Source organism: Streptococcus sp. 2154, assembly GCF_013277255.1.
Taxonomy (GTDB): domain Bacteria; phylum Bacillota; class Bacilli; order Lactobacillales; family Streptococcaceae; genus Streptococcus; species Streptococcus pseudopneumoniae.
Genome location: NZ_VMMK01000022.1, coordinates 1 through 11,824 on the forward strand (window position 1 = coordinate 1; position 11,824 = coordinate 11,824).

At 38.5% G+C, this 11,824-nt stretch carries 11 protein-coding genes and 1 pseudogene; 1 reads left to right on the forward strand and 11 read right to left on the reverse strand.

Going from position 1 to position 11,824, the window contains the following annotated elements:
- Positions 1–177: 177 nt before the first annotated feature.
- From HT693_RS12360 to typA, 11 genes and pseudogenes are all read right to left on the reverse strand, one after another.
- Positions 178–719 (reverse strand): annotated as a pseudogene (locus tag HT693_RS12360) (peptidase M50 family protein); the annotation flags it as partial.
- Positions 720–1,110: 391 nt separating this feature from the next.
- The gene (locus HT693_RS12240; protein ID WP_001153673.1) at positions 1,111–1,233 is read right to left on the reverse strand and encodes a hypothetical protein; all 123 of its coding nucleotides are present in this window, start codon (positions 1,231–1,233) and stop codon (positions 1,111–1,113) included.
- A gap of 12 nt (positions 1,234–1,245) precedes the next feature.
- Positions 1,246–1,386, reverse strand: a complete 141-nt coding sequence (locus HT693_RS03625; RefSeq protein ID WP_172924847.1) for a hypothetical protein — start codon at positions 1,384–1,386, stop codon at positions 1,246–1,248.
- 138 nt (positions 1,387–1,524) lie between these two features.
- Complete coding sequence (locus HT693_RS03630; protein ID WP_172924849.1) at positions 1,525–2,745, reverse strand: cell division protein FtsQ/DivIB; 1,221 nt, start codon at positions 2,743–2,745, stop codon at positions 1,525–1,527.
- A gap of 9 nt (positions 2,746–2,754) precedes the next feature.
- A complete protein-coding gene (locus HT693_RS03635) occupies positions 2,755–3,813 on the reverse strand; it encodes a UDP-N-acetylglucosamine--N-acetylmuramyl-(pentapeptide) pyrophosphoryl-undecaprenol N-acetylglucosamine transferase (RefSeq protein WP_050102201.1) in 1,059 nt (352 codons plus the stop codon).
- Between the two features lies 1 nt (position 3,814).
- The gene (murD, locus tag HT693_RS03640) at positions 3,815–5,167 is read right to left on the reverse strand and encodes a UDP-N-acetylmuramoyl-L-alanine--D-glutamate ligase (protein WP_172924851.1); all 1,353 of its coding nucleotides are present in this window, start codon (positions 5,165–5,167) and stop codon (positions 3,815–3,817) included.
- Positions 5,168–5,375: 208 nt separating this feature from the next.
- Positions 5,376–6,017, reverse strand: coding sequence for an ABC transporter ATP-binding protein (locus tag HT693_RS03645; protein ID WP_172924853.1), 642 nt, complete (start codon positions 6,015–6,017; stop codon positions 5,376–5,378).
- Position 6,018: 1 nt separating this feature from the next.
- Complete coding sequence (locus HT693_RS03650) at positions 6,019–8,040, reverse strand: bacteriocin-associated integral membrane family protein (RefSeq protein WP_172924855.1); 2,022 nt, start codon at positions 8,038–8,040, stop codon at positions 6,019–6,021.
- Positions 8,041–8,111: 71 nt separating this feature from the next.
- On the reverse strand, positions 8,112–8,411 hold the full coding sequence (locus HT693_RS03655; protein ID WP_000850382.1) for a lactococcin 972 family bacteriocin: 300 nt from the start codon (positions 8,409–8,411) through the stop codon (positions 8,112–8,114).
- 392 nt (positions 8,412–8,803) lie between these two features.
- Entirely contained in the window at positions 8,804–9,058 is a 255-nt protein-coding gene (locus HT693_RS03660; RefSeq protein ID WP_000262804.1) for a DUF3165 family protein, read from the reverse strand.
- A gap of 19 nt (positions 9,059–9,077) precedes the next feature.
- Positions 9,078–10,919: a translational GTPase TypA gene (gene typA, locus HT693_RS03665; protein ID WP_000164111.1), complete on the reverse strand. Its 1,842-nt coding sequence runs from the start codon at positions 10,917–10,919 to the stop codon at positions 9,078–9,080.
- Positions 10,920–11,080: 161 nt separating this feature from the next.
- On the opposite strand from typA, the gene HT693_RS03670 reads away from it, so the two are divergent.
- Positions 11,081–11,806 carry a pseudouridine synthase gene (locus tag HT693_RS03670; protein ID WP_172924857.1) on the forward strand — a complete coding sequence of 242 codons (726 nt, stop codon included), beginning with the start codon at positions 11,081–11,083 and terminating at the stop codon, positions 11,804–11,806.
- Positions 11,807–11,824: the final 18 nt, after the last annotated feature.

Sequence of the window (11,824 nt, forward strand, 5' to 3'; positions counted from 1 at the left end):
CTTTACTAATCTGTGGCATCTTCTTTCCTCCCTTTCTTTTTTCTTTATTTCTATGAGATTATTATACCTTAAAATTAAAACGCTTTCAAGAGTTTGTAGTATAATAGATTTCAGTTTCAAAAACTAGCCAAGTCAAACAGCTCCTCTAAAAGTACTTTCAGAGGAGCAAGTCGACCTATAAATCATACCCAAGTTAATGATAAAAAATAAGAGTCCAAGCAATTTATACGATGTAAACACTGAAATAAATAAACCTATAAGGGATAAAATAGAATTTGAAGCGATTCCTGCTAACATAATTTTCAAAAATTGTTTTTTATTTTTTAGGAATTGCACTCCACTTAAATCTACAAAAAAGACAAATTAAACAAAAGTAGCATTATTCCACAATTTGGAATTTCAATTTGATAATTATTAGCAATTATTGCATGACTAAATTCATGTATCGTTGCAGATATAATAACAACAAGCAACCAAAGTAAAAGAATGTTTAGCGTTATTGGAAAGTTTTGGAAATTAGTCAAAATATCCGCCCTATAAATATACATAATAAAACATTGCAAAATAAGAGCCAATGGGAAAATACCAAATAGGATTTTTTCAAAATTCTTATTAAATCTTTTATAGTTTAATTTTTCAGATAATGTTATATTAAAGTCCCAAGATATTTTAAAAATATTTATCTTTTTTCGTGATTTCATAGAATCTATAAGTCCCATTTTACTAAGAACAATATAAAATCTTAAATAATATTTCTTCCCTACTAACACTAATAAGTCCGATATGGTAAATTCTTGACCTATTAGTTGCTCTAACCATTTTTTTCCTGTTTCCCAACTAATACATGTTTCTTACTGGATGGTATATATAGATGATACTGTCCCTCATAAGGAGTAGGTAATATCTTAATCTTATCAACAATTCTCATAACAAACCTAACCTTTAATAAATAAAAGAGGGGCTAAGTAAAACATACTCTAGTCCCTCAGTCCGCAATCAATAAAATAATAACTAATTCTATTAATCTCTTGCTGCAAGACTAATACGGAAAATTCAAATGACTGTCTAAAATGAAATTGAAAAAGCTTAATGTTAGTAAATGAACAAACTTCAACAACCAGCAAGAGCAAGGATTGCTAAACCAAATCCGATACCTGTTGCAAGTCCAGCTGAAAAATCACTAACTGGTACTGAAATTTTTTCAATTTCCTCAAATAAAAAGTTATCTTGCATGATTATCACTCCCTATCTTTTTAACAATAGGCTACTCCAATTAAGAGAACTACCCCAGTTCCAAGTAAAACTCCCCCAAAATTCACCATCTGTAGAGGCTACGATTTCTTCAATTTCTTCAATTTCTTCAAATAAGAATACTTCATCTGACATATGTGTTACCTTCTTCATAAAAAATTATTTTGCAATCGATTACACTGCATAATGTAACATAAAGAAAAACAGATGTCAGATGTCAAATATTAAACGTAAAAACTAGTCACTAAAGTACTATGAGAAAAAAGGTAAAACCTAGCGACGCGATGAGCGCTGGGTCGTTTGGTTTCGATTGCTCTCTTCCTCTTGTTTTTTCTGTTCTTCTTCTAAACGTTTACGTTCTTCTTCCTGCCTTTTCTCAGCTTCTTCGGCCTCTTGTTTGGCCTTTTCCTCAGCTTCCATAATTAATTTATCCGCCACAGTGTAGCTGTAAATTCCAGCTTCCATATCGACCACACTCGGTTCTGACAATTGAGGTTTAATCTTGCTGTAATAAGGCAATTTCTTGCTCATTTCAGACAGGGGAACCAAGACTTCGTCCGAATCATTCATGGTCAATCGAATTAAATCGGAAGTCACCTTGCTTGGGGCTAGTTCCACCTTTTGGATATCCGCCTTGAGTTCTGGGCTAATTTGAGCAAGTTCTGAGACAAAAACCTTGATTTTTTCACTATCATTAAAGAGAACTGATATATAAGTTTCTGGTAAACTGACCAAGCTCACAGAACTAGTCTCAAGCTGACCACTGGAAAGAATAGGATAATGGTTTTCACCAGAAATATAGTAGGCCACAATATCGTATTCCTTGACCTTGATAGTGAACTTGGTTGGAAATTGATAAACAAGTTGAGCTGATTCAACCCAATAGTTAGACTTAATCTGCTTTTCATATTTTTCCTTGTCTAGCAGAAGGTTAATCGTATAATCCGAATCCTGAATACCTGAAGCCTGTCGAATATCATCAGCTGTAGTGTGCACCGTTCCCTCAACACGAATATCTTTCATGGTCGCATAAGGACTGAGCAAGTAGGCAGAGACAATCAATAAAAGCAGACTTGGAAATAAAATCGTGAAGGCTCGCAAGATATGGATACCAGGAATCTTTGCTTTGGCTGGTTTTTCCTTTGTAGCCTTTTTAGCAAGCTTTTTATCCTGTTCCTCCTTCTCTTTAGACTCTGATTCTTCTATCTCTTCTTTCTCTTTGTCAGCCTCTGAGGATGCTACTTTTTCTTCAGACTCTTCCTTAGCTGATTCTGAGTCTTTTGAATCAGATTCACTCTCTTGGTCCTCGGTTGCATCTGAATCTTCAGATTTTTCTCCCATTCGAGCTTGTCTTTCCTTTTCCTTCTCCTCAGCTAGGGCTGCCTCTTCTTCAGCCTTCTTTTTTAGATATTCTTGGTTTCGTTTCTGCCATTCTGATAACTCTTTAAATTCTTCGAAGATTTCTTTGCCCTCATTTTTCTTATCTTTTGACATTTACTTTCCTTATGATAAATCTTTTTTCAACAATTGATAAAAATCTGCTAGAGATTTCAATTCCTTAGAAGCCTTCATGTTAGCCTGGTAGTCTTCCTTGTGACTTAGTAAGTGAGCAAGCTTCTCTTCCAAACTATCCAAGGTCAAATCGCTTTCTTGAAGCTCTTCTGCATAGCCTTTTTTTACAAAGTAAGCTGCGTTCTCAATCTGGTCACCACGACTTGCTTCACGACCAAGTGGCACAATGACATATAATTTTGCCATGGCCAAGAGCTCAAAAATCGTATTGGCACCACCACGTGTCACAACAATGTCAGCCAATTCCATCAAGGGCTGATAGAGATTGGTCACATAATCAACACGAAAAAGATTTTGGCTCAACTCGTTCAGACTAGAATCTCCAGTTAGATTGATAATATTGTAGCGCTCTGTTAGTTCTTTCTTATGGTCTGTCACCAATTGGTTAAAGACACGAGCGCCTGCAGAACCGCCGACAAACAATACAGTTGGCAATTTTGGATTAAAGTGGGTTTGGATATCCACTAATTCATCGGGTTCTGGAGTTTTTTGGTCTGAAACCTTGGTCACTGCTCCCACATGCTCAACCTTAGACAAACTTGAAGCTTGCTCAAAGGTTGAATACATCTTCGTCGCAAATTTATAGGCGATTTTATTGGCCAAACCCATAGATAGGTCCGATTCGTGAATAAAAACAGGCACTCCTGACACACGCGCAGCGATAACTGGCGGTACAGAGACAAAACCTCCCTTTGAAAAAAGGGCCTGTGGATGCAGTCGCAATATGATAAAGAGAGATTGGACGATTCCCCAGCCAACTTTGAAAACATCCAGCATATTTTGCCAAGAGAAATAGCGACGCAATTTCCCAGTTGCAATGGAATGGAAGGTGACGTCAAAACCTGACTTGAGGATTTCTTGGTGTTCAATACCACTCTTGTCCCCGATATAGTGGACTTCCCAGCCATCTTCGATGAACTTGGGCATTAACAAAAGATTGAGGGTAACGTGTCCAACCGTCCCCCCACCTGTAAAGACAATTTTTTTCATATTATTCCTTTAACTTCGCTACTGTGTCGATAAAGAGGTCACCACGTACTTCAAAGTTAGCATACATATCCCAGCTGGCATTGGCAGGACTGAGAAGGACTACGTCTCCTTGAGTTGCAAGCTCATAGGCCTTACGTGTCGCATCAGCAATATCAGTCGCATCCATATAAGCCACACCGGCCTTGTCTGCTGCCCGTTTGACACGTTCTGCAGACTGACCAAGGATAACCATCTTCTTGAGTCCAGTAATTTCTGGAACCAATTCGTCAAACTCATTACCACGGTCCAAACCACCTGCAATCAAAATGACCTTGCTGTTGTCAAATCCTGACAAGGCTTTTTGAGTAGCCAAGATATTGGTTGATTTACTGTCGTTATAGAATTTGATACCCTTGATTTCATCCACAAATTGGAGACGGTGTTTGACACCACCGAAGGCTGAAAGAGTTTCTTTGATGATCTGGTTATCCACACCACGAAGCTTGGCTACAGCAATCGTCGCAAGGGCATTTTCCACATTGTGGCTACCTGGAACTCCGATCTCATCAGCAGCCATGACTAGTTCCCCACGGAAGTAGAGTTGACCATCTTCCAGATAAGCTCCATCAACCTTTTCCAGTGTTGAGAATTGTACAACTGTAGCCTGTGTTTTGGTAGCCAATTCTTTTACCAAGTCTTGGTTAAAGTTCAAGACAAGGAAATCAGCTGCTGTCATCTTGTTTTGGATATTCCACTTGGCTGCTACATATCCCTCAAATGATCCGTGGTAGTCGATATGAGTTGGCATGAGGTTGGTAATAACCGCAATCTCTGGATGGAATTCTTGAACGCCCATGAGTTGAAAAGAAGAAAGTTCCATGACAAGCGTGTCCTTAGCTATTGCAGTTTGAGCAACCTGACTGGCAGGATAGCCGATATTCCCTGATAAGAGACCATGTTGACCAGCAGCAGTCAAAACTTCTCCAATCATAGTCGTTGTGGTTGTTTTACCATTTGAACCTGTGATACCGATAATTGGTGCTTCTGAAATCAAATAAGCCAATTCCACCTCAGTCAAGACTGGAATTCCCTTGGCCAAAGCCTTTTCAATCATGGGATTGTTGTAGGGGATACCTGGATTTTTCACCATAAGGGCAAACTCTTCATCCAAGAGTTCCAAAGGATGGCCACCTGTAATGACCTTGATCCCTTCTTCCAGCAAACTTTGGGCAGCTGGATTGTCCTCGAAAGGTTTCCCATCATTTACTGTCACAATGGCACCTAGCTTGTCCAACAAACGAGCTGCAGATTCACCAGACTTGGCCAAACCTAAAACAAGGACTTTTTGATTTTTAAATTGATCTATTACTTTCATGTCTCGAACTCCATTTCTACTCCTACTATTTTACCATTTTTATGGAAATAAAAAAGCCACAAAGTGTGTTTGTGACTCTTTCTTCTAACTGATACTCTTCGAAAATCTCTTCAAACCACGTCAGCTTCGCCTTGCCGTACTCAAGTACAGCCTGCGGCTAGCTTCCTAGTTTGCTTTTTGATTTTCATTGAGTATGAATCTTACCATATCATCTATGTGATAAATCGGTAACTCGAATAACTTGATCCACTTGCTCCCAAATCAGAGGATTGTGGGTCGCAATAATAATAGTTCTATTCGGATTTTTTAAAGATTCTAGGATAGAAAGTAATTCCTCAGAGTTTTTGGGGTCTAAGGAAGCGGTTGGTTCATCTGCGAGGATCAAAGGTGGATCCTTTAAAATTATCTTCGATAGTGCAACACGTTGTGCTTCTCCTCCTGATAACTCAAATATAGGTTGCTTCAAATCCAAATAAGAGAGGTTTACACGATTTAGAGCTTGTTTCATCAAAGAGATTTTCTCTTTTTCCTTCAACTTTTTACCAACTAAACCCAGATCGAGATTCTCTTTGACGGTTTGGCTTTCAATTAAGCCAAAATCTTGAAATAAATATCCTAAGTAATCTCTAAAGAAAACAGAAGGCCTGATGTCCTTAAGAGAAGTGCCATCATAGATGATTTGTCCTTTGTCATATGGCTCTAATCGTCCAATCATATTCAAGAGTGTTGTCTTACCACAGCCACTTGTACCGATTAAGGCATAAATTTTCCCACCTTCAAAATGAAGATTGGTATCTGAAAATAGCTGACGGCTTCCAAATTTTTTAGATATATTCTTTAGTTCAATCATCCTATTTTCCTTTCATAATTGTCATAGAAACACGAGATTCTTTCTGCGCTTGACGGTAAAGCGTCAAAACTGCACTAGCTAGAAAGACGAATAAAGTGAGCAAGCCAATCACCAAGTCTCGACTGCTTAAAATAAAGAGACTAGCACCAAATACAAAACTGGCAAATTGACTAACCATATACTGAGCATGTGTTTCAAAAAATCGTAAACCTGAAATTCGTTTAATCAGAATATCTCGGCGGAATTGCTCGAAATATAGAAGATTGACAGAATAAAAGAGTAACAAGGAACTAGCTATTCCAACAATAGCTCCTAGGATTAAAGTTGCTGTTTCAGTTTGAACTTCATTATAACGAGTTAGATAAACACTTCTTCCTTCTTTAAGATAAGATACTTGCTCATAAATTCCAGCTTTCTTCAAGAGTTCTAGCCCACTCTCATATTCTTTGATAAAAAGTTGTTTTCCAGCATTGATAGACCAAACATATTTTGAAATGAAACTATCACCTGTAGATGTTGGAGTAAATACAACTAAAATCGGATCGGTTAAGTACTGAATGGATACTGGGCTTTCACCGTTATTATAAACAAATCGCTTTTCTCCAGTTGGAAGATAGCTAATAATCGCTCTCATTTCATACTCTAAAGGAGCACTTGCCTCCTCACTTGATTGCCCGTAATAGTTCAAACTTTCTTCAAAAGCTTTCTTAAGTTCTGCTTCCTGTGAACGAAGAGATTCTGGTAGTAAGAGTCCAAATTCTCCTTTTTGAAGATGGACTAACTTCTGTTTGGTCTCAGCATCTACCACGACCTTTTCCTTGTCCAAATAACTTGGGCTGACATAGAGAACATTAGCATCTGGACTATAGGTATCCAGTGTCTCTCCCTGTTCATTTTTTCCTTGAGGATTTGCAAAATGAATGAGATTATCTTTTACAAATAGAGCCTGTTCTTGTTCAACTGCTTCTTTGGAAAATTCATACCACTTGCTCTGATTTTCTGTATCTTTTCCTCTATCACCTAAGCCAAAAGAAATTTGATAATAGTCTGCTCTGTCTTGCCACGCTTGTTTTGAAATTTCAAGTTCTTTCAATCGTTGGTAAGACGTCAAGCCTGTCTTAACAGCGTATCCCACTGTAAAAACAGCTACTAACTGACACAATAGGGTTAAAGCCATCAAGCGTTTAAGGGGTAATCTCCCCTTAATAACAGGAACTAATGCTTTGTAACTCAAACTCATTAGATAAAGAAGCATTAGTAAAATTGAAATCGCCAATAAAAACAACAGATAGAAACTAATCCCAAAACCATAGGTGGCTAACAAGATAGGATAAAACAAACCTTGACTAAAAAGAACGACTCCCCCACCTAGGAAGGAAAGGAGGGCTGATAGAAGGAGCCACTTGATATCAGTAGATAAAGAATGCCCCATGATGGATAAGAGAGTCTGACCAGAAAAGAGTTTTATACCTGCTGCTCTCATTTCCTTAATCCGAGTAATAATCACCAGAGCAAAGAAAGATAAGCCAAATATTGCTAAACTAATTAAAATAAGTGGATTTAGTAACATTCTAAAAGCAAGAGTATAGGGCGGTGTCTTTCGGTCAGGAATTGCTTTATAACCCAAATCTCCTAATTTATCGGCAAGCTTTTCTTTCGTCAAGGAGCCTGACAAAAGGAGATAACTATTTAGTGGATCACTACGTTCACGACTTTCTTGACTAGCTTCTTGGAATTGTTTTGGTAAAGTTCCCTGACCATAAATTGCATAAGTAAAGTGAGTTGTCCCATCCTTACTCGGCTCTACAATTCTTCTAGCTATTAAACTCTGTTCTGAGTTTGCAAAATTCTCCAATTCCTGTTCAAATACCTCACGCGTCGGTTCCTGAGTATCTTTTTTGACACGAAGTAAAGAAACGGAATCATAGCTTGCATATAAATATTGTGGCGCACGTAAGACAATAATCCAAGCAAGGAAGAAGCTGAGAAAAAAAGTTGATAGTAATATGAATAGTTTCTTCATAGTAGACTCCTTGTAAACAAAATTCCCCCCTGTAATTTCTTACAAGGGGAATTATCTAAGAAAACTAAATATTAGTCATAGTCATAGTAAAATGCTACTTGTTCCCCAAATTTAGTCCAAATCCAAGCCTCTGAAGTTTTCCCTGCAACTGCTGTTCCTTTATCTGAATGACTATCCCATTTACTTACAAGAGAAGAAGAATGATATTTTTTACCATGATAGTAATTTGAAAAAGCCCAACCACCTCCTGAACCTTCTCCATATGTCCATACTCCTCCATCTGGATATTGTACAGCAGCTGATGCAGCTCCCAATAATGTAAAGCTTGAAATAAGAGCTAGAGCAAGTAATCTATGTTTTTTCGTTTTCATTTTATTTTTCCTTTCAAAAAAAGCACACCCTGAGCAACAATGCAACAAAATAAATCCTCCTCTCTCTTTTTTTGAAACCGATTTCTTATATAATAAGAATAGCATTTTTATTATTTGTTGTCAAGGAAAAAATCGAATTTTTTAGATATTTTACTATATTACCTATATGAATAATATTTTTATATTACCTATATGAATAATATTATATAGTAGTTTTATTTCAAAATATTTGCAACCAGTACTAACCAAATATTAAATAGATGTCATTGACAAATTTTATTCAAGTTTTTCCCATTCATATTATCCAAGCAAAAGAGATGATGTTATAGTAAAAAAACAATTCAAACTATTGTAAAATTCCTACCAAAAAAAGAGAGCCAAAACTCTCTTTTTTATCTTCTTTTACCTTTTTTGACTGGCATGAGTGTGATGTCTCTCACACTAAAGTAAGCTAGGATTAACATGGCTATTGCTAGGAACATTTCTGTTGGTAATTGAAAAATTTTCAGAAAAGATAGAGCCAACAAAACCAAAAGTGCCACTAAAATACATACCATAGCGACGATATTGACTGTCCCTTTAATACTTTCTGGTGTCGCAAATACATAGAGTAGGAGCAGTAAAATCCCTAGGACTAAATAGACCATCTTTCTCTCTTTCTAGCTCTTATTCAGCTGATTTTTTCTTCTTGTTAGCTTTCTCACGCTCTGCCTTGTTAAGGATTTGTTTACGCAAACGGATAGACTCAGGCGTTACTTCCATGTACTCATCGTCGTTCAAGAACTCAAGAGACTCTTCAAGTGTCAAGATACGAGGAGTCTTGATAACAGCTGTTTGGTCCTTAGTAGCTGAACGAACGTTGGTCATTTGCTTCGCCTTAGTGATGTTAACTGTCAAGTCGTTTTCACGAGAGTTTTCACCGATGATCATTCCTTCGTAAACTTCAGTACCTGGGTTGACAAAGATAGTACCGCGTTCTTCGATAGACATGATAGAGTAAGTTGTAGCCTTACCAGCATCGATAGAAACAAGGGCACCACGGTGACGACCACCAATTTCACCTGGAATCAATGGCAAGTATTGGTCAAAGGTATGGTTCATGATACCGTAACCACGAGTCATTGACAAGAACTCAGTTGAGTATCCAATCAAACCACGCGCTGGAACAAGGAAGACCAAACGAGTTTGACCATTACCAGTTGAAATCATATCCAACATTTCACCCTTACGTTCAGAAAGGCTTTGGATAACAGATCCTTGGTATTCTTCTGGAGTGTCGATTTGTACACGCTCAAATGGCTCACATTTCACACCGTCGATTTCTTTTACGATAACTTCTGGACGAGATACTTGAAGTTCATATCCCTCACGACGCATTGTTTCGATAAGGATTGACAAGTGCAATTCTCCACGTCCTGAAACAGTCCATTTATCTGGTGAATCAGTTGGGTCAACACGCAGGGAAACGTCTGTTTGCAATTCTGCCTGCAAGCGTTCTTCCACCTTACGAGAAGTTACCCATTTACCTTCTTTACCAGCAAATGGTGAGTTGTTGACCAAGAAAGTCATTTGAAGAGTTGGCTCATCGATGTGTAGAATTGGAAGAGCTTCAACTGCGTCTGTAGGAGTAATGGTTTCACCGACAAAGATGTCTTCCATACCTGAAACGGCAATCAAGTCACCTGCTTTTGCTTCTTGGATTTCACGACGTTCCAAACCAAAGAAACCGAAGAGTTTTGTAACACGGAAGTTTTTAGTTGTGCCGTCAAGTTTAGAAAGGGTAACTTGGTCCCCAACTTTAACAGTACCACGGAAGACACGACCGATACCAATACGTCCAACGAAGTCATTGTAGTCCAAAAGTGATACTTGGAACTGCAAAGGCTCATCTGAGTTATCTACTGGAGCCGGGATGTGGTCGATAATTGTGTCAAAGATTGGTGCCATAGTCGCTTCTTGGTCAGCTGGATCATCTGACAATGAAGAAGTTCCGTTGATCGCTGAAGCATAGACCACTGGGAAGTCAAGCTGGTCGTCATCTGCACCAAGCTCGATGAACAGTTCCAAGACTTCGTCCACTACTTCTGCTGGACGAGCTGATGGTTTATCGATTTTATTGACAACCACGATTGGGACAAGGTCTTGTTCCAAAGCTTTTTTCAATACGAAACGAGTTTGTGGCATTGTTCCTTCGTAGGCATCTACGACCAAGACAACACCGTCAACCATTTTCATGATACGCTCAACTTCTCCACCGAAGTCCGCGTGTCCTGGGGTATCCATGATGTTGATACGAGTTCCGTTGTAGGCAACAGCTGTATTTTTAGCAAGGATGGTAATTCCACGCTCTTTTTCGATATCGTTTGAGTCCATAGCACGCTCAGCCAATTCAGTACGTGCATCAAGCGTTTCTGATTGTTTCAATAATTCGTCAACAAGGGTTGTTTTACCGTGGTCAACGTGGGCGATAATCGCAATGTTACGGATATCTTCTCTTAATTTTGTCATGATTTCCTCTATAATATTCAAAATTTATTTTCTAACTGAACGATTATACCATAATTTCAGGTAAATAACATAACTCAAGCAAGTGTAAATGTTTTCACTCCGCTTTTCTTTTCACGTCAAGCCTTTTCAAAGCAAGCGACTTATGATAAGATAGGCACAGTATGCGTTTAGATAATTTATTAGCCCAAGAAAAAGTTAGCCGAAAGGCCATGAAGCAAGCCTTACTCAAAGGGGATATTCTCGTCGATGGTTGCCCAGCCCGCTCCCTAGCCCAAAATATCGATACAGGACTACAGGAACTCCTTTTTCAGGACCGAATCATTCAAGGCTATGAGCACACCTATCTGATGCTTCATAAGCCTGTTGGTGTCGTGACAGCCAATAAAGACAGGGAACTTCCAACCGTCATGGACCTCCTTCCGCCTGACATCCAGTCTGATAAGCTCTATGCCGTCGGCCGACTGGACCGAGATACAACGGGACTCCTCCTCTTGACCGATAACGGTCCCTTAGGCTTTCAGCTCCTCCATCCCCAATATCATGTCGATAAAACTTATCAAGTTAAAGTTAATGGACTTCTGACACCTGACCATATCCAAGCCTTTCAAAAAGGAATTGTCTTTTTAGATGGCACTGTCTGTAAACCCGCAAAACTAGAGATTCTATCTGCAAGTCTCTCCCTCAGTCAAGCCTCTATCACCATTTCAGAAGGAAAATTTCATCAAATCAAGAAAATGTTCCTCTCGGTTGGTGTTAAGGTGACTAGCCTCAAGAGAATCCAATTTGGGGACTTTACATTGAACCCAGATTTAGCAGAAGGTAACTACCTCCCTTTGAACCAAAAAGAGTTACAAATCATTAAAAACTATTTAGAGATGAGTCGATAAAGTCATAACCACCCGTGA